The sequence below is a fragment of the Persicobacter sp. CCB-QB2 genome (genome assembly GCF_001274635.1).
GTDB classification, from domain to species: domain Bacteria; phylum Bacteroidota; class Bacteroidia; order Cytophagales; family Cyclobacteriaceae; genus Persicobacter; species Persicobacter diffluens.
This window is the reverse complement of the sequence record NZ_LBGV01000001.1, coordinates 3,217,704-3,237,141: the sequence shown is the minus strand read 5'-3', so window position 1 is coordinate 3,237,141 and position 19,438 is coordinate 3,217,704. Positions and strand designations below refer to the sequence as shown.

General features: G+C 45.5%; 11 protein-coding genes and 1 pseudogene. 8 read left to right on the top strand and 4 right to left on the bottom strand.

The features are described from left to right. Positions 1–456: 456 nt before the first annotated feature. Positions 457–1,410, bottom strand: a complete 954-nt coding sequence (locus NG22_RS14285) for a hypothetical protein (RefSeq protein WP_157601113.1) — start codon at positions 1,408–1,410, stop codon at positions 457–459. 161 nt (positions 1,411–1,571) lie between these two features. Between NG22_RS14285 and NG22_RS14280 the strand changes: the two genes are divergently transcribed. The 6 genes from NG22_RS14280 (at position 1,572) to NG22_RS14255 (ending at position 8,135) form a co-directional block, all read left to right on the top strand. Continuing rightward, positions 1,572–3,320 carry a cell wall metabolism sensor histidine kinase WalK gene (locus tag NG22_RS14280; protein WP_082305089.1) on the top strand — a complete coding sequence of 583 codons (1,749 nt, stop codon included), beginning with the start codon at positions 1,572–1,574 and terminating at the stop codon, positions 3,318–3,320. Further along, entirely contained in the window at positions 3,304–4,002 is a 699-nt protein-coding gene (locus NG22_RS14275; RefSeq protein WP_053406343.1) for a response regulator transcription factor, read from the top strand. Before NG22_RS14280 ends, NG22_RS14275 begins: the two co-directional genes overlap by 17 nt. A 389-nt stretch (positions 4,003–4,391) precedes the next feature. Beyond that, positions 4,392–5,114, top strand: a complete 723-nt coding sequence (locus NG22_RS14270) for a HisA/HisF-related TIM barrel protein (RefSeq protein WP_053406342.1) — start codon at positions 4,392–4,394, stop codon at positions 5,112–5,114. Between the two features lie 738 nt (positions 5,115–5,852). After that, complete coding sequence (gene metF / locus NG22_RS14265) at positions 5,853–6,728, top strand: methylenetetrahydrofolate reductase [NAD(P)H] (protein WP_053406341.1); 876 nt, start codon at positions 5,853–5,855, stop codon at positions 6,726–6,728. Positions 6,729–6,981: 253 nt separating this feature from the next. Further along, the gene (locus tag NG22_RS14260) at positions 6,982–7,629 is read left to right on the top strand and encodes a MarC family protein (RefSeq protein WP_053406340.1); all 648 of its coding nucleotides are present in this window, start codon (positions 6,982–6,984) and stop codon (positions 7,627–7,629) included. Between the two features lie 326 nt (positions 7,630–7,955). Beyond that, on the top strand, positions 7,956–8,135 hold the full coding sequence (locus tag NG22_RS14255) for a hypothetical protein (protein ID WP_053406339.1): 180 nt from the start codon (positions 7,956–7,958) through the stop codon (positions 8,133–8,135). Between the two features lie 581 nt (positions 8,136–8,716). Here NG22_RS14255 and mutS read toward each other — a convergent pair. After that, positions 8,717–11,323, bottom strand: coding sequence for a DNA mismatch repair protein MutS (mutS, locus tag NG22_RS14245; RefSeq protein ID WP_053406974.1), 2,607 nt, complete (start codon positions 11,321–11,323; stop codon positions 8,717–8,719). 470 nt (positions 11,324–11,793) lie between these two features. Between mutS and NG22_RS14240 the strand changes: the two genes are divergently transcribed. After that, positions 11,794–12,297, top strand: a complete 504-nt coding sequence (locus tag NG22_RS14240; RefSeq protein ID WP_053406337.1) for a mechanosensitive ion channel domain-containing protein — start codon at positions 11,794–11,796, stop codon at positions 12,295–12,297. Beyond that, entirely contained in the window at positions 12,294–12,722 is a 429-nt protein-coding gene (locus NG22_RS14235; RefSeq protein ID WP_072159099.1) for a DUF523 domain-containing protein, read from the top strand. Before NG22_RS14240 ends, NG22_RS14235 begins: the two co-directional genes overlap by 4 nt. A 558-nt stretch (positions 12,723–13,280) precedes the next feature. Here the strand turns inward: NG22_RS14235 and dnaE are convergent. Together dnaE and icd are read right to left on the bottom strand one after the other, a co-directional pair. After that, the gene (gene dnaE, locus NG22_RS14225) at positions 13,281–17,600 is read right to left on the bottom strand and encodes a DNA polymerase III subunit alpha (protein WP_053406334.1); all 4,320 of its coding nucleotides are present in this window, start codon (positions 17,598–17,600) and stop codon (positions 13,281–13,283) included. Positions 17,601–17,985: 385 nt separating this feature from the next. Next, positions 17,986–19,250, bottom strand: a pseudogene (gene icd / locus NG22_RS14215) (NADP-dependent isocitrate dehydrogenase). Between the last annotated feature and the right edge of the window lie 188 nt (positions 19,251–19,438).

Sequence of the window (19,438 nt, the reverse complement as noted above, 5' to 3'; positions counted from 1 at the left end):
AGCGTCGGTTCAAATTTTGGGTTCTACTCTTTCTAACAACCGTGACCAAATGTAATAAATCTCTTCAAAGAAAATAAAAGGGATTTCTTGATGGCTTTTAACTTCTTTAAAAATTAATAAAACCCCCTTTTAGGTATTTTTTCAAATCAAAATATTAATTTTCTAATCTAAATCTATGCTTTTGGACTGTCAAAGCTTTAGGATATAATAATTTAGAGGAGGATTTCGAGAATCATAACATGCAGGTAATTTAAGGGCCAAATTTGCCTTAGCCCTTCGATTACTGGTATTTTGGCTTTCGATAAGAGAAAAAAAGAAAGGGTTGTGAGAATGAAATAAAGTTTAAAAAGTGCAAATTCCTTTTTGTTAAAAAATATTCGCGCTTGTCTGTGTAAAAAAAGAACAGCAAAAAGCGAAAGCTTCTGCTGTTCGGGGATGGATTATGAAAATGAGTAGCTATTCTACCACTATTTTTTTCTGATAGGCTTTTTTTCCCTGGATGATTTGCAATCGATAGTGACCATTTTGGAGATTTTGAGTGGAGATAGCGCCTTCATAATGGCCGTCAAAACCATTGTATTCTTCCTGATAGAGGGCTTGCATTTCAGCGTCTAATAATTGGATCAGCGTATTTTTTGATGGAGCGCTAAAGCTGAGCTCAATTTGACCGGGACTGGCCTTTAATTGAATTCTTTCTAAAGGGAGGCTTTTCCATTTGCTTTCGCTTTGTTCAGCCTGATTAAGGTCTGCAATTTTCACTGTTCTATGGTTTCGGGAATGGGGGTGATGGAAAAAAATATTTTCCTGAAAAGCGGTGTTTTGTTTGGCCTCCGCCAGGGCGTTGGTAGTGGTTTCAATGATTTTTTCAATTTCCAGCTGGTTCAGTTTTGTTTTTTCCAGCTGCTTCATCAGTTTTTCTTCCATGGCTTTTATTTCTTCTTCCGTTGGGAGTCCCTCTAGCTGGTTTTTCCAGACCAATACATCCGCCGCTGTGGAGTCCCCCTCAGTGATAAATACAAAAGGATGCGTCATACTGTCCTCTAAAACCTTCACCTGCTTCATCTTTATTTGCACCATGGAATCCAGTTTTTCATGATCAAATTCGAAATTAAAATCCATATTGAATTGCGCTCCGGAATCCAATGCAAAAGGGAAGTGAAAAGCTTCTTCACCATGCGGGAAAGAATGCATTTGGAAATCTGCCATGCCGGCTTCCTGCATTTCTTTTTTCAGCTTTTCCCGATCTTTTTGCATGGCCTCAGGGCTGTCGTATTCGCGTTCAATGGTGACTTTATTACCTTCCTGGTCCACGGTCATCATTTTGAGGCTGAACTTTTGTGAAGCTTCCTGCGCCATAAGCGAAAGGTTCATTGACAGGAGGCACAAAAGGAGGAGTTTTAGCTTTTTCATAGGGCTGGTGTTTGATGAATTTTCAGCCGCTAAGGTATTGGATACCATTGGTTTATTTTGTTAATGCCCTGTTAAAACAAGTTAAAAGATGTTAAAAGGCAGGTGGCGGGCCATAGAGATTTGAAATTAGCCCTTAAATTAGGGGGCATAACCCCAGGGCTATGAATAAGAGAAATCTCAATATTGTCATTTTAATCATGTGCTTGTCCACATTGGGCCTGCTGGCTTTCCAATTGTATTGGGTCGGCAATGCCATGAAAGTGAATGAGGAGCGTTTTAATCAGGATGTGCACCTGGCCTTGAATGCGGTGGCGGCCAATTTGGAACAACAAGAGGTGTTGCACCGGGTACAGAAGCAGCAGGAGGTATTGGTAGATACGGATTTTTTCTATTGGGTTAATCAGCAATCTCCAGGCGGCAGGCATGGTCTTCAAAATGGCTTTTTTCAAAATTCTTTGCAGGCAAGATTAAATGCCATGAATTCTTTTGAACAGCAGATGGCCGCCGTGGAGCAAGAAATGCAGCAGATGATGCTGGACATCAATATTGATGTCGGCGCCTTTCCAAAGGGAGCTCAGCAGTTCGACTTTAGTTTTTCAGCGGAAAGTTCCAATGGACAGGATGGGCATTTCGCTTTTCAGGTGATTAGCGGGGATTCTCTACTGGAGTTTCATGAGCCGGCAGTGAAGAGCGGAGATCAGATCGTTATTCAGTATCCAAGCCCACAACTAAAGAAAAATGGATGGAAGAAAAACTGGCCGGAATTAAAAGAAAAAGCCCTGGAGGAGCAAAAAAAGAAAATGGAGGAAAGGACTAAAATGGTCCAGAGAATCGTTGATCAAATGTTTGCCGCCCCCAGAACGGTAGCGCAACGGTTGAACAAAAATATGCTCGATTCTCTCCTTTCTGCAGAGCTTTCCCGGCGGGGAATGAATATCAATTTCCATTATGCCGTCATGCAGGATGATCAGTTCCTGATGAATAATATGGAGCCGGGGCAACTTCAAAATCTGAAACAAACGGATTTCAAAACCATTCTTTACCCCAATGATTTTTTTAGTTCCAATACCAAGTTATTACTGGATTTTCCTGAAAAGAAGCGTTTCCTTATTGGACAGGTAGGCGTTGCCATGGGCTCTTCCCTTCTTTTGGTGTTGATGATGATCCTTTGTTTTGCCTATGCGGTTCATATTATTCTTCGCCAAAAGAAATTGTCGGTGATGAAAAATGACTTCGTCAATAATATGACCCATGAATTCAAAACACCTATTGCTACGGTTTCCCTGGCTTGTGAAGCTTTGGCAGACCCTGATATGCGGACTTCCCCGACGATTGTGGACCGCTATTTAGGCATTATTCGCAATGAGAATAAGCGATTGGGGCAACAGGTGGAAAAGGTTTTGCAGGTAGCCCGAATGGATCGCGAACGGATGAAGGTAAAATGGGAGACGGTGGATGTAGCAGAGATCTTGCGACAATCGGCCGAACATATTGCGCTTCAGGTAGAAAAAAGAGGCGGAAAAGTAATCTGTGAGCTGAAAGCGGAGCGCACCGTGATTCGAACCGATCGGGTGCATTTGTCCAATATCGTGGAGAACCTGCTGGATAATGCCAATAAATACTCTCCGGAAGCGCCCTGGATTAGCCTGAGTTTAAGTCAGGAAGAAAATGGATTGCGCATCACCGTGCAAGACCACGGTTGCGGAATGAATAAAGAACATTTGAGCAATATTTTTGATAAATTTTATCGCATTCCCACCGGGAATGTTCACAATGTGAAGGGATTTGGCTTGGGGCTTTCCTATGTGAAGTCCGCTGTGGACGCGCTGGGGGCACAAATTGAAGTCATTAGTCAACTTGGGAAAGGATCCACTTTTTCCTTATTTTTACCTTATGGAACAGAACGCTAAAATTTTATTGGTGGAAGATGATCCCAGCCTTGGCCAGATTCTACATGAATACTTAACCATTAAAGGCTTCCCCACCGTTTGGTGTCAGGATGGAGAGGAAGCCTGGGATACCTTTAAGTCAGAGGAATTTCATCTTTGCATTTTAGATGTGATGTTACCCAAAAAAGATGGCTTTACCCTGGCCAGGGAAATTCGGGCCTCTGGCAAAGAAGTGCCCTTTATTTTTCTGACCGCCAAATCGCTGAAAGAGGATACCCTGGAGGGCTTAAGCCTGGGGGCGGATGATTATATGACCAAGCCTTTTTCAATGGAGGAGCTGTTACTTCGCCTGAAAGCTATTTTAAGACGAACCTATGCGGATGCGCCTCAAAACCAGGAGATGGTCAAATTTGAATTTGGAAATTGTGTTTTTGATGCTCACCGGCAGGAGTTAACGGTAGCAGGCACCACCACCCACCTGACGGCCAAAGAAGCCGGATTATTGAAGCTTTTGGTGAAGAAGAAAAACCAAACCATGGACCGCTCCGAAGCCCTGAAAGAAATCTGGCAGGATGATTCCTATTTCAATGCCCGAAGCATGGATGTTTATATTGCGAAACTTCGGAAGTACCTGAAGGCGGATAGTTCTGTCCTGATTCAAACTATTCACGGCCAGGGGTTTCGTTTGGCTGAGATGACTTAGGTGGGCTTATTTATGTTTCAATCCTTCTGAAGCGGTAAGGCGGGAAAAAGGAAGAAATTTTTCCTGTTACCATATTTTTCCAAGGAAGCTGATGAGGGAGGAGAAATGGGGCTTACCTAAATTTGGGCTATTTGAAACTCAGGAATGACAACCTCCATGCTTGGAGAAAATTAAACGCTTAGACTTATTGATATTTTCGGTGAATAATACGACTGCAAAAATAGCTTCCGCGGACTGCCCTTAGTTTGTGGAATCAGAGGCTTAAAATCCCCTGATGAATAGGATAAATTCCCTTATTAAACCAAATAAGAAGCAGAAAACAGGCGATTTTTGTTATATTACCATATGAAACCTGTTACTTTTTTACCTCAACAATAATCAAAACCATAATGATAGAAATTATCCCTTCTTTAGCAGTATTAAGCAATAAAGTGGTTCGCCTGCATCAAGGAAAATATGAAACGGCAGTGGAATATTCCGCCTCTCCGGTGGACATGGCCAATAAATTTCTCGACGTGGGGGTAGAACAAATTCATTTGGTAGATTTGGACGGGGCCAAGCAGCGGGAGCCGGTGAATCTGGATATTCTCGACACCATAAGTTCTCACTCCAGCTTAAAGGTGAACTTTGCTGGAGGGGTTTTAACCGATGGGGCCATAAACAAAGTTTTTGAATATGGGGCAAAAAGTGTGACTGCCGGAGGCTTGCCGGTGGAAAATTCCCGTTTGTTTGTGGGGTGGTTGATGACCTTTGGGCGCGAACGTATTGCAATGGCGGCAGATGCGCTGGGAGGGATGATCATGACGGATGCCTGGCGAAAGAATACGATGATAAAGCTGGAAGAACATATCGAATATTTTACTTCCCGGGGACTCAAGTTTGTTAAAGTAACGGATATTTCCAGAGACGGAACCCTGGAAGGCCCCAATTTTGAAATGATGGAGCAATTGGTGCAGCAGTTTCCGGATGCTCACCTGGTGAATAGTGGTGGAGTGCGTTCTATTGAAGATATTAAACGCCTTGAAGAAATTGGTGTCAAAGGGGTAGTCGTTGGAAAAGCTTTGTATGAAGGTTTGATTAAAATTGAAGATTTGAAGGAGTTTGCCGGCTAGTAAAACGACTCCGGTCTTATTAAAATCAAATAAGGCGATTGTTATAAAGATATTAAGCGCTCCTTTTAGGGCGCTTTTTGTTTGCCAAAATGGACAATAAGTGATTTTTGGCACGGTTGTGGTTAAATTCTAAATGCGGTGAAGCAAAAAAAACTGCCACCTCTTCCGAGATGGCAGTTGCAGTCCAAAAAATCCTTGCGATAAGTTGAGATAAAAAAGTTCATTTCGTTTCAGCTGAAAAAATAAAACCGCATTTACAAATTTCTTGTCCATTCCACAATTTGTAAGCTTGGCTCCCAGCCATTATTTCATTAAAAAAACAGTAAAAAGTATAGTCAAAAAAATCGCTTGTTTAAGTTAAAAAAATCGGAACAGGACTCCACTCCTGTTCTGTCCTCCAAAAATCTACATTACAAATATCGCTATATTTTTTTAAAATAACATGACATTTATCATTTCTTTGCGGGATCTTAAATTCGATATGTATATTTTGGCTTAAATTCAAAAATTTTGAATTTTGACCAAAACAAATGAAAAATTGGCACCCCTCTGGCGGGACGACAAAACCGGGCAATTTTTTAATTGAATTTTTCTGTTTAATTTCATGGAATTAGCCTGTTTTTAGGGGTGTTTTTTGCACTTTTTTAATGAATCTATTCAGCGCAACCGTTTGCGGAAACTTAGGCGTATTTGTAATTTTGTAAGATTAAACTCCAATTTTATAACTGGGATCGCGATATGAAAATCACTGAAATTTTTGAAAAAAAATCTAAAACTTTCTCCTTTGAGTTTTTTCCTCCCAAAAGTTTAAAAGCCAATATTGAATTTGGGATTAACCTGGGGCAGTTGTTAAAACTATCTCCTGACTTCGTCTCGGTGACCTATGGGGCTGGAGGAAGCCATCAAAATGCTTCTTTTGACTTGGTGGATTATATTCAGAATAAACATCAATTGACCACCATGGCCCATTACACCTGTGTGGGCGCCAATGAAGAAAGAATCAAAGCCGATCTGGATTATCTGCAGGGTTTGGGGGTGGAGAATTTAATGCTTTTAAGAGGAGATCCTCCAAAAGGGCAAAGCACTTTTGAGAAGCAGGAGAGTGGTTTTAATAATGCCAGTGATTTAGTGGCCTTTGCTGCCAAAAACGGACAAAGTGCCATTGGGGTGGCAGGTTATCCGGAAAAACATCCCGAGGCAGATAATATGGCTTCTGATATCGATTATCTGAAATATAAAATGGATCAGGGGGCGGATTTTGTGGTGACGCAGATGTTTTTCGATAATGATTTTTATTTCTCATTTGTTGAAAAGTGCCGACAGGCCGGTATTACTGCCCGAATCATTCCGGGCATCATGCCGATTACTAATTTTAATCAGATCAAGCGCTTTTCGGAGATGGTGAATGCTAATATTCCGCAGCGTATTGTTAATGCCCTGGAGCCGATTAAAGATTCTCCGGAGAAAATGTATACCGCCGGGGTGTATCTGGCATTGAAACAGTGTATGGAACTGTTGGAAAGAGGAGCTCCGGGCTTGCATTTCTATACCTTGAATAAATCACGTGCGACCGTGGAGATTTTTGAGGCCATTCCGGAATGGTTGAAGCGGTAGTTCAGAACTTCAGAATTTTATAAAATACCCGAAAAGCCCTTCAAATGAGCGGGCTTTTTTTTATTGACAAAATTTTATTTGCCAAATATCCCCATCAGGGACTTGATTAAGCTGTAATAGCTATTAGGGTACAGAAAACTCAGAATTTTATTTCGTTTTCTTTTTTCATAATAATTCCTTATTGATAGGGAATTATCAGGTCAAAATTCTATGTTTGCGGCCAAATAGTCATATACCCTATAATTTTTTGTGAATGGAATATCAACTGTTCTTTACAACGGTTTTTCTGGGTTTTTTCACCATGATGAATCCTTTTGCCATGATGCCGGTCTATGTTGGGCTGGTGGAAAGGTTCAAGCCTGAAACTCGCCGTCGTATCGCCAATAAGGCTTGCCTGATCAGTTTTATCATCATGGCGCTCTTTGTGGTGGTGGGGAATGTGATTTTTCAAATGTTCGGCATCACCCTGAATGCTTTTCGCCTGGTGGGTGGGGGGATTATGATCTCCGCCGGGATTGAATTATTAAGAGGGCATATGAGTAAGGAAAACAGCCCACAAGATGATATTGAGCGAGAAGACATGTCCTCGATGGATATAGCGGTCTCCCCGCTGGCGGTGCCCATGCTGGCGGGGCCGGGTACTTTGGCAGTGGGAATGAACTTTGCAGGCATGTATCCCGGTTGGCTGAATTCTTTTTTGATTGTCACCATCGGCGCTTTGGTTACCCTGATGGTTTATCTCTCTTTTATTTATAGTGAAAAAATCACCAATGCCCTTGGTCGGGACTTATTGGACGTAATTGCTCGCCTGATGGGGCTGATTATTGCGGTAATGGGGGTTCAAATGATCATTTTGGGTAGTGAGTCCCTGTTGGAAACCTGGGGTTTTATTCATCCATAAACAGGTTTAGCAAAAATAATTTTCCGAAAATGTTAAATTTATGAAATTGCCCACTGATGGTTTAAGGAATGGCAATGAATGCAAACGTTTGTTGGATATCTGATAAAATTGCGGATAAAATCGACAGATCATTTTGTCCCAAGGCAAAATTAACTAACTTAAATTCATCTTAATCAGATCCCTAGCTGGTAATCCAGTGATTATTTTTTTAAGTTTGGGGTTAGTTTCAGGTCAATAAGAAGCAAAATGTGGTGTTTGGCTTGCTTAAGCTTGAAACCGGTTTCCGAATCAGACTAATGAATACCGAACAACGTTAATTTTAAACTATGAGTAATTCTAAGCAATTCAGTTTTTTGAGCAAAGCTTTTTACCCATTGATGATGGTCTTTGCTATTATCATTTTGGCACTTTCTATTGGGGTATATCATCATGTGAATGATGGTGCTGATGCTTCTGCAGCCGTTGAGCAAGAAGTGCCAAGTCAGGCCGTTGGTCAGGCGCACTAGCGCGTCTGCTTTCTAAAGAAATTTACAAGCATCTCTTCGGAGGTGCTTTTTTTTGATCTTTTTGGGCTCGAAAATGTTATACAGACGCACTAAAGCTCAAAAGGATGTACAAAAATCAAAAAGGAATTGTAGCGAAAAACCTTCCCGCCATCATTGCGGTAACCGCCATTACCCTCTTCGCCATTGTCGTGGGGCTGTTAGCCTGAAATTGATTTGGTCTTTTAAGCCGGATTATTGACGCATAAATCCTCGTTTAGCTGCAAGGCGGAAAAAATGAAGGAATCTTTTCTATTTCATTTTTCCCAAGGTAGCAGCAGCAGAAAAAGAGGGAGACAGCAAGCCTACCCCAATTTGGGCGATTTAAAAAAAGCAAACCAAATTGTAGTGCGTTGTGAATACGCTCCGTGGGTCTTTATTATGAATCTGGCGGTGAATGATTCGGGTTAAGGAGCATCATTGGTTTAAAACAGAAAACACCGCAGGCAGCATACGTACTGTATTTGCCTGCGGTGTTTTGTTTCTGGGAAAAAAAATCAGGAAGCCTATTTCCCTATTTATGCCTATTAAGCACGTTGTCCTGATTAGTTGGGCTCCAGCTTACTTTTTAATTCATTCAGCTTCATCAGCGCCTCAATGGGAGTCAGGGTATTGACATCCATTTTACGGATCATCCGTTCGACTTCCGCCAGCTTCGGATCCACTGCATCAAACAGGTTCATCTGGAAATTATTTTTCGGCATGGCCTCGATGCGCTCCTTGGTTTTTTCCTTGGTACGGCTCTCTTCCAAATGGGCCAGCACTTCATTGGCCCGACTCACAATCGGCTTCGGCATACCTGCCAATTGGGCCACATGAATACCAAAACTGTGCTCAGAGCCCCCCGCACGCAGCTTGCGCAAAAAGATCACCTTGCCATCCATTTCCTTCACAGAGACATTGTAGTTCTTAATGCCTTTAAAGTCTTCGGAAAGCTGGTTGAGCTCGTGATAATGGGTGGCAAAAAGGGTTTTGGCCTTGCACTTTTGGTGATTATGCAGGTATTCCACAATCGACCAGGCAATCGAAACCCCATCATAGGTAGAAGTCCCCCGCCCAATTTCATCCATCAGGATTAAAGAGCGCTCGGAAAGGTTATTCATGATCGAGGCGGTCTCGGTCATCTCCACCATAAAGGTGGACTCTCCTTTGGACAGGTTGTCCGAGGCGCCCACACGGGTAAAGACTTTATCGATCCAACCGATTTGGGCAGCTTCTGCTGGCACAAAGGAACCCATCTGAGCCATCAGTACGATCAGGGCCGTCTGACGTAGCAAGGCGGACTTACCGGCCATATTCGGACCGGTAATGATGATGATCTGCTGGTCGGCATCGTCCAGGTAAATGTCATTGGGGATGTAAGGCTCCCCGGCGGGTAATTGTTTTTCGATTACCGGGTGGCGTCCCGCCTTGATATCGAGCTGTAAATCCTCTGACATCTGCGGTTTGGTGTAATCATGCTCCAGAGCCGCTTGCGCAAAGGAACTCAGGCAGTCAATACTGGCCACTGCCAGGGCATTTTGCTGTACCTGCCCGATGAAATCGGTAGCAAAAGCCACCAAATCGCGGAATAAGGCCTGCTCAATGACCTGTAATTTCTCCTCGGCACCCAGGATTTTTTCTTCATAGACTTTCAGTTCCTGGGTAATGTAACGCTCGGCATTGACCAGGGTCTGTTTACGGATCCATTCCTCCGGTACTTTATCCTGATGCGCTTTGCTCACTTCCAGATAGTAGCCGAATACTTTATTATAGGAGATCTTCAGCGAGGGAATGCCCGTGCGCTCCTTCTCTCTTTCTTTAATCGATTCCAGATAATCCTTGCCCGAAAAGGCGATTTGGCGCAATTCATCCAGCTCCGCATTAATGCCATCATTGATCAGGTTCCCCTGATGGATCAACATCGGCGGATCTTCCTTCAAAATGGTGGCAATGCGCTCAAAAAGCACCTGGCAGGGGTGAATCCGCTCCGCCAAGGCCTGCAGTTCGGCATAAGGGCTGTCCAGTAAGGCCTGGCGAATAGGGCCCAGCGCCATTAGGGCTTTTTTCAGCTGCACCATTTCCCGCGGATTGATACGGCCGGCAGCCACCTTGGAAATCAGCCTTTCCAAATCATAGATATGCCGCAACTGCTCCTGCAATAATTCCTGCAATTCCTCCTCTTGTGTGAAGGCCTCCACGCAGGCATGACGCTCCCGGATGGTCTTCAGGTCCTTCAATGGCAAGACCATCCACTTTTTCAATAGGCGACCACCCATAGGGGTGAGCGTATGGTCCAAAACCTGTATCAAAGGAACGCCGCCCTCCTGCTGCGGATATAGCAGCTCCAGATTACGGATGGTAAATTTATCCAGCCATACATAGCGGTCTTCCTCTATGCGGGAAATGCTCGTAATGTGCGCCACTTCTTTATGCTCGGTATCTTCGAGGTAGAATAATACGGCTCCGGCCGCAATAATCCCTTCAGCAAAGCCTTCAATGCCAAAGCCTTTCAGGGAATCGGTGCGGAAGTGGTTTTTGAGTTTATCATAACCGTATTCGGCCGAGAAAATCCATTCCTCTAAAGAGAAAGTATTGTACTGATCACGAAAAGAAGCGGTATAGGCTTCCTTCTGATTGCGGCTGTAAAGGATTTCGGAGGGACGGAAACTCTGAATCAGGTTTTCGATATAGGATAAATCCCCCATGGCCACAGAAAACTCTCCGGTGGACAAGTCCAGAAAAGACACCCCATGCTGCGTTTTGCCGAAATAAACCGCCGCCAGATAGTTGTTGACCTTCTGATCCAGTACCTGATCATTGAAAGACAAGCCGGGGGTCACCAGTTCGGTCACGCCCCGCTTCACGATGCCTTTAACGGATTTCGGATCCTCCAACTGATCGCAGATCGCCACCCGATGACCCGCCCGCACCAGGCGCGGCAGATAAGCATCCAGGGCATGATGGGGGAAACCGGCCAGCTCCACATGGGAGGCCGAACCATTGGCCCTTTTGGTCAGGACAATATCCAGCACCTTGGCCGCTGTGACGGCATCCTGCCCGAAGGTCTCGTAAAAGTCTCCTACGCGGAAAAGTAAAAGTGCTCCCGGATATTGTGTCTTGATGGCATTGTACTGCTTCATCAAAGGTGTTTCTTTGCTCCCCTTGGCCATAGATGCGCTGCTTTCTGTTTTTTTTAGATCTATCCTATCGAAATGCTGTTCGCTTTTCTTTCTTTCTTTCTTTACCTCAAATGATCTTGGGGTAACCAATGGATTTTAGCTTAATGGGGGGTTGATTTTTTTTCTCCTCCTTGCAATCCCTTCCTGCTTACCGACTTGCACCGCAACCCTTGCCGGAAGGTGAATGATGGGGCGAAATGGTTTTGAGCGTGTCCTCTTGGTTTTCCCGAAAAATTGAGGCATTTTTTACCCGCAGCATAGAAATTTTCTTAGGAACAAACCTTTTGAAAATGCTACTACTGAAGTAAATTACAAAGATAGAATCTTTTAACAGACTTTCTATTATCGACCCTTTTCCATTGATTAAATTTACACTACCTTCTCGCTCAAATTAGCGCTTTAGGTAGCCTCCCCTACCTATTTACCCATTATTTACACAGTATTAACCATAAAAAATACCAATGCAAACAATCCACTATGAACTGCTTGGAACGCTCTGTTTGTTTGTCCTTTTTTTTACGAGTAGGACCCTTTTAGTTCGTTATATTCATTCTTCTGGCGTAAAAAGGGACTACCTGCCCTTTCGGGCGGCCTATGTTCAGAAGGTGGTTACTTTCTTGCTTTCAGTACTCGGACTTATTGGTCTGGGCATGATTTGGCAGGTTTCGGTTCAGGGCCTTTCGGTTTATATTGCGTCCATTTTTACCGTCGTCGGGGTGGCCTTTTTCGCAGCCTGGTCTGTTTTGAGTAACATCACCTCCGCCCTGATTCTGTTTTTTAATGCTCCCTTTAAAATTGGAGATCATATCAAAATAAAAGATGGAGACAACGGAGCCGAAGGTAAAGTCATCGACATTAACCTGTTCAATATTCGGGTAATTGATTTGGAAGGAAATGAAATTGCTTACCCCAATAACCTGGCCATGCAGAAAGCAATTGTTCGAAAAGAAAAGTCTAATTTGTGAAAAAAAAAGTAGCGATATCCGCTTGTTTAATGGGGCAACATTGTCGTTATGATGGTCGCCATAACCTCCAACAGCAGATCATTGATCGCTATGGGGCAGAAAACCTCCTGCCCCTTTGTCCGGAAGTACTTGGCGGACTGCCCACTCCTCGAGTACCGGCTGAAATGCAGGGGAATAAAATTTGTACCCAATCCGGTACAGATGTGACAGCGGCCTTTATGGCCGGAGCCGATGAGGCCCTGAAGCAAGCTGAGGCCGCGGGGGTGCAAGCCGCCATATTGAAAGCCAAATCGCCCTCCTGTGGTTGCGGCTTAATTTATGACGGGAGCTTTTCTGGTCGATTGGTTCCCGGAGATGGGATTTTTACTCAAAAACTTAAAGCAAAGGGGATCAAAGTCACCACTGAGTTAGACTATATTATTTAAAGCTTGCCCGAATTCGGGTTATTAATCAATAAGTTCAACCTTATGGAGTTGAAAATAAATCATTTAGTCGATTGACGAAATTTAGCGGTGAATATTTCGGGTAACACGTTTTGAGCCTAATGGTGAATGAAAAAGGTTTGAAAAAAATCCCCAATGGCGGCTATGGTCCATTGGGGATTTCCTTTTTTGGGTAGGTCCCTATCGCCTCAGGCCGGGTTGGCCGCTTTGCTTCCGGAGGCTGGAAACCCGTTTTCCGTCTTTCTCAGAAAGCCCTTCCGGATGCGGTGATAGCGGAGCTCTTCCCCAATAATTATGCGGCGAAAGGCAGAATACCGCCCTTAACCCGGAAAATTCATGCTTAAATCCCCGTTTAGCCATAAGGCGGAAAAAATGAAGGAATTTTTCCTATTTCGAGTTTTTTTTCCACGAAACAGATAAATGAGGAGAAAGCAAGCATGCCCAAATTTGGGCTATTATAAATCAATGAAAATAAATTTTAATGAACTGAAAATTAACTCCTTATGACTAAGAAGTAAATTAAGCGGTGAATAATTCGGGTTAAGTCTGAATAGAATACTCAATCTCCGGAATTTCATCCATCTTCCGCAACAGCTCATTTTCCGGCTTCACCTGCATGGAGCGGGAAATCATATCTATGGTGATATTTTCCTCCGAATCACGAATGACCACCTTCAGGTTACATTGCCCGGGATGCTGACGGCTGATCAGTTTGATCTGTTCCACTAATTCATTGGTGATGTCCTTGGCCTCAATCTGCAAAGCCACCGTTTTGGAAAGCTTATCGCGGATATTGCCCAGCAATTCGATAGAGCGGATCTTGAATTCCTTACGGCTCGGATCCCACTGACGCACCTGTACCGTCCCCTTGAGGTAAATGAACCAGCCGATCTCCATATACTGCTTGAATTTTACATAGTCTTCTCCAAAGAGGAAGAAAGTAAAGGAACCGGAATAATCTTCCACCGTCAGGGTACCGAATGGCTGTCCTTTTTTGGTGTAGCGGTGGGAGCAATCGGTAATACAACCGCCCAAGGCGATTTCTCCACGGCCCACCAGGCTGTCCATATTCACCTCCAGCTGGCCCAGGTCTGCATTGCAGAACATGTCCAGCTCTACCCGGAAGTCATCCAGCGGATGACCGGAGATATAAATCCCCACCACCTCTTTTTCTTTATTCAGCTTGGTGATCGACGACCACTCTTCGACCTTCGGTGCCTGCGGTTCCGGATCTGCTACGCCGGAATCTCCTCCGAAAAGGGATACTTGCGCCTGTCGGGCTTGCTCCTGCTGGCGTTGTCCATAGCGAACGGCCTTTTCAAAGAACAAGGGATCGCGTTCATTTTCCTGATGCATATAGGCTGCACGCGGAATATTGAAGGAGTCAAAGCCTCCGCCGAGGATTAAGCACTCCATGGCCTTCTTATTGACTGCACGTAAATCTACCCGCTTGGCAAAGTCAAAGATCGATTGGTAACGGCCACCCTCTTCGCGCTCGCGCACAATGGCCTCCACAGCCGCCTCTCCTACTCCCTTGATGGCGCCCATCCCGAAGCGAATCGCCCCCTCTTCGTTTACGGTAAACTTCAGCGAGGACTCGTTTACATCCGGACCCAATACCGGAATCTTCATCCGCTGGCACTCCTCCATAAAGAAGGTCACCTTCTTGATGTCGTTCATGTTGTGGGTCAGGACCGAGGCCATATATTCCGGTGGATAGTTGGCCTTCAGGTAACCGGTATGGAAAGCCACCACCGAATAACAGGTTGAGTGGGACTTGTTAAAGGCATAGGCGGCGAAGGCTTCCCAGTCTTTCCAGATTTTCTCCAGGCGATCTTCCGGATGCCCATTGGCTTTACCACCATCGATGAACTTCGGCTTCAGCTTCTCCAGCAGGGCGAAGATTTTCTTACCCATGGCCTTTCGCAGCATATCCGCCTCACCTTTGGTAAAGCCCGCCAATAGCTGAGAAAGCAACATCACCTGCTCCTGATAGACCGTAATCCCGTAGGTTTCGGCCAGGTATTTCTCCATATCAGGTAAATCGTAGGCAATCTCTTCCCTACCGTGCTTACGGGCAATAAAGTTTGGAATGTATTCCAAAGGACCCGGACGGTACAGGGCGTTCATGGCGATCAGATCGGCAAACTTATCCGGCTTCAAGGAACGCAGGTGCTTCTGCATCCCCGGGGACTCAAACTGGAAAGTACCATTGGTCTCTCCCTTTTGGTAAAGCTCATAAGTCTTGGCATCGTCCAGCGGAATTTCATCCGGATCAATGTCAACATCATGGCGCTGCTTCACCAGCTTGATGGCATCTTTGATAATGGACAGGGTTCTTAGCCCCAGAAAGTCCATTTTCAGCATACCGGCATCCTCTACCACGGAGTTATCGAACTGCGTAACGAGCAGGTCCGCATCGCGGGCGGTAGACACCGGGATGAATTTGGTAATATCGTCAGGGGTGATGATGATACCGCAGGCGTGAATACCGGTGTTCCGCATGGAACCCTCCAGCACGCGGGCGGTGTTCAATACATTCCCCTCCATATCCGATTGCTTGGAGATGTCCATCAGCTGACGGGCCATTTCCATCTGGTCGGAATTCAGTTTATCTTTCAGCTGGTCCGGCGACATGCCGAAGAGCTTTTTCAGCTTGATGTCTGGTACCAGTTTGGCAATTCGGTCCGCATCCGGTAAGGGTAAGTCCATCACACGGGCGGTATCCCGAATCGATGATTTGGCGGCCATCGTACCGTAGGTGATGATATGGGACACCTGATTGTGTCCATACTTCTCTACTACCCAGTCGATGATCTTTCCGCGTCCTTCATCATCAAAGTCAATATCAATATCGGGCAGGGAGACACGATCCGGATTCAGGAAACGCTCAAAAAGCAGGTCGTACTCAATCGGATCCACATTCGTAATTCCGATGGCATAGGCCACGGCTGATCCCGCTGCCGATCCACGACCCGGACCCACCGATACGCCCATATCACGGGCGGCGGAGGTAAAGTCCTGCACAATCAGGAAGTAACCGGGATAACCCGTCTTCTCGATAATCATCAACTCGAAGTCCAGTCGCTCCTTGATGTCCTCCGAGAGCTCCTTACCCCAACGTTTATAGGCGCCTTCGTAGGTCAGGTGGCGCAGGTAGGCATTCTCTCCGCGCTTGCCCCCGTCTTTTTCATCCTCTTCATGTATGAATTGCTCGGGGATGTCAAAGGCGGGTAGCAGTACTTCCCGGGCCAGCTCATAAGCCTCAATTTTTTCGTAAATCTCATTGGTCGTCACGATGGCTTCCGGAATGTCTTTGAACAGTTCCTTCATCTCTTCCGGAGATTTCAGGTAGAACTGATCATTCGGGAAGCCAAAGCGGTAGCCACGGCCGCGACCTATAGGCGTTTCTTTCTTTTCCCCATCGCGCACACACAACAGGATGTCATGGGCATCGGCCCCATCCTGATTGATGTAGTAGACGTTGTTGGAGGCGAAGTATTTGACTCCATATTTTTTAGCCCAACCGATCAACACCTCATTGACGTGATCCTCTTCCTCCAGACCATGGCGCATCAGCTCCACATAGAAGTCGTCTCCGAAGTGGCCATGCCACCAGCGGAAGGCTTCCTCGGCCTTTTCTTCCCCCACATTCAGGATCAGGTCCGGAATTTCCCCATTCAGGTTACCGGTAGTGGCGATGATGTTTTCTTTATACTGAACGATCAGGTCTTTGTCCACACGGGGATAGCCTGCATATAAACCATCCACATAGGCAATCGAGCTCAGCTTGGCCAAATTATGATAACCGGCTTTATTCTTGGCAATCAGCGTCTGTTGGAAACGGCGATCGGGATTGTCTTTGGTAAATTGGCGTTTTTGGTATTCTTCCGCCACATAAAAGTCACAGCCCAGGATGGGTTTCAGGTCATTTTTCAGGGCATCGCGCACAAAGTGGAAGGCGCCCATCATATTTCCATGGTCTGTCATGGCCACTGCCGGCATGCCCAACTCCTTGGTCTTGCTGACGAGCGAACCGATATCACAGGTGGCCGACAATACCGAAAACTGCGTATGCACGTGCAAATGCACAAAAGGGACGTCAGTCAGGTCAATGGCCGTGGCGGTATCCGTAGTGCCACGGTCTCCGTCGGTCTCCTCAGCAAATTCTACATTGTCCGGCGTATAGGGCTCAATATTCAGCCCGATGGCCGCAATGGTGGAAGGATTATTCTCTTTGAATGCTGCTATGACGTCCTCGGTGGTGCCTAATCGCTCGGCAGAATAGAGGCCGATACGTACCATTTCGAGGAAACAGCGGGCTGTTGCTTCCACATCGGCAGAGGCGTTGTGGGCTTCGGCAAAACCTTCTCCGAATAGCTTCACGTGCAGCTCCGTCAGGGTAGGCCATTTGTATTTCCCCCCTCTACCTCCGGGAATCTGACAGAAATCCGTTCCCTCATCCTTGGTGTCCAGGATCGGTTTTTCTAAAATCTGACCGGTATCTCTTCCCTTTCGGTCCAGTTCTGCCCCGACAATGTTCACATCGAATTCAATGTTCTGCCCTACCGAGAATTGGGACTTGGCCAAAGCCTTTTCGAATTCCTCTAACACATACTCCAGTGGCATACCCTGCTTCTCTGCACGCTGGGTGGAGATGCCGTGGATCTTCGTGGCATTAAAGGGAATCGAATAGCCTTCCGGCTTGACGATAAAGTTTTTCACTTCCACCAGATTACCTTGCTCATCATGCAACTGCCAGGCCAGCTGGACCATGCGGGGCCAGTTGTCGTGATCCGTAACAGGGGCATTATAATTCTGAGGTAAACCGGTGGTCTCGGTATCGTATATTAAGAACATATCTTCTCCTTCTTTTACAAGAACGCGCTATTTTTCTGCGCTCTAAATACAAATATAAGCAATTTCTGTCACCATTCATGCCATTTGATTCCTCCTCTTTTTGGCTTTCAACAGATGTGGTTGGTGGAGGACTGGCGAAGTATACTTGCCTGAAAAAGCTCCTGCAAAAATTACCGAATGACAGGTGGTCAGGAGCTGATTGGAAGGCTGATGAGCTAAAGTTCGAGGGAAAAAATGAAAGCGAAGAACGGATTGACCGATTAGCATCGCCTGATGGGGGGATTTTTTGGCGCTGTACGTGATCGGATACAAAAAAAACACCCCGCAGATGGCAGGGTGTTTTGGATATTTTATGAATTGGAGTGCAGCTCCTGCCCTTTTAGGCTTACATATTGGCTACGATCTCTTCGCCAAATTCAGAACATTTCAATAAGGTAGCCCCTTCCATCAGACGCTCGAAATCATAAGTCACGCGCTTTTTGGAAATGGCTCCTTCGATGCCCTTATAGATCAAATTACAAGCTTCCGTCCAGCCTAAGTGCTCCAACATCAGGGCACCGGAAAGGATGACCGACCCCGGGTTTACCTTATCCTGTCCTGCGTATTTCGGAGCGGTACCGTGAGTCGCCTCGAAGATGGCATTTCCCGTCTGGTAGTTGATATTCGCTCCCGGAGCAATACCGATACCCCCTACGATGGCCGCCAAAGCATCCGATACATAGTCCCCGTTCAGGTTCAGGGTTGCGATTACGGAATATTCTGCCGGACGCAACAAGATCTGCTGCAAGAAGGCATCTGCAATAGAATCTTTCACGATGATTTTACCTGCATCCACCGCTTCTTTTTGTGCTTTATCCGCCGCTTCCTTGCTTACCTCTTCTGCAATGCGGTCATATTGTGCCCAGGTGAATACCTGATCACCGAATTCGCGCTCTGCCAGGGCATAGCCCCAATTTTTGAAAGCCCCTTCGGTAAACTTCATGATGTTTCCTTTGTGTACCAAAGTCACCGATGGCTTGTCGTACTTGATCGCATATTCAATGGCCGCACGTACCAGGCGCTCCGTCCCTTCTACTGATACGGGTTTGATACCAATAGAGGAAGTCTCCGGAAAGCGGATTTTCTTCACGCCCATTTCATTTTGAAGGAAGTTTTTCACCTTTTCAGCCTCCTCCGTACCGTTCATATATTCGATACCCGCATAGATATCCTCGGTGTTTTCACGGAAGATGACCATATCACAAAGGTCTGGGCGCTTTACCGGAGAAGGCACCCCTTCAAACCAGCGTACCGGACGCACACAGGCAAATAAATCCAACTCCTGGCGCAAAGCCACATTCAAAGAACGGATACCGCCCCCACTGGAGTGGTCAATGGTCCCTTGATCCCTACTAAATATTCATTGAAGGCGTCCAAAGTTTCCGTTGGCAGCCAGTTTCCTGTCGCATTAAAAGCTTTCTCACCCGCCAACACCTCTTTCCACTGGATTTTCTTCTCTCCATTGTAAGCTTTCTCCACAGCTGCATCCAAAACACGCTTCGCAGCCGGCCAAATATCTACTCCGGTACCATCGCCTTCAATGAATGGAATGGTTGGATTATTCGGTACTTGCAATTTTCCGTTCTGAATGGTGATTTTTTGTTCGCTCATGGTGTGTTGTGTTCTAATTTTTGAGTCAATTTGTCCGAATATAGGAGATTTTGTATTGAAAAATGCGCTGTTGGTGCATAAAAATTCGTTAGAAAGCTGGTGGAAAAGAAGATTATCGTTACAAATGCTTATTATAGAAAGAATCAGGTAATATGAATATTTTGCTTAAAGTTTAGTACTTTAAAGGA

What these genes read in the sequence shown, in the direction of transcription:
- NG22_RS14285 (WP_157601113.1), bottom strand. Translation starts at nt 1,410, where the DNA reads ATGAAAAAGCTAAAACTCCTCCTTTTGTGCCTCCTGTCAATGAACCTT.
- NG22_RS14280 (WP_082305089.1), top strand. Translation starts at nt 1,572, where the DNA reads ATGAATAAGAGAAATCTCAATATTGTCATTTTAATCATGTGCTTGTCC.
- NG22_RS14275 (WP_053406343.1), top strand. Translation starts at nt 3,304, where the DNA reads ATGGAACAGAACGCTAAAATTTTATTGGTGGAAGATGATCCCAGCCTT.
- NG22_RS14270 (WP_053406342.1), top strand. Translation starts at nt 4,392, where the DNA reads ATGATAGAAATTATCCCTTCTTTAGCAGTATTAAGCAATAAAGTGGTT.
- metF (WP_053406341.1), top strand. Translation starts at nt 5,853, where the DNA reads ATGAAAATCACTGAAATTTTTGAAAAAAAATCTAAAACTTTCTCCTTT.
- NG22_RS14260 (WP_053406340.1), top strand. Translation starts at nt 6,982, where the DNA reads ATGGAATATCAACTGTTCTTTACAACGGTTTTTCTGGGTTTTTTCACC.
- NG22_RS14255 (WP_053406339.1), top strand. Translation starts at nt 7,956, where the DNA reads ATGAGTAATTCTAAGCAATTCAGTTTTTTGAGCAAAGCTTTTTACCCA.
- mutS (WP_053406974.1), bottom strand. Translation starts at nt 11,323, where the DNA reads ATGGCCAAGGGGAGCAAAGAAACACCTTTGATGAAGCAGTACAATGCC.
- NG22_RS14240 (WP_053406337.1), top strand. Translation starts at nt 11,794, where the DNA reads ATGCAAACAATCCACTATGAACTGCTTGGAACGCTCTGTTTGTTTGTC.
- dnaE (WP_053406334.1), bottom strand. Translation starts at nt 17,600, where the DNA reads ATGTTCTTAATATACGATACCGAGACCACCGGTTTACCTCAGAATTAT.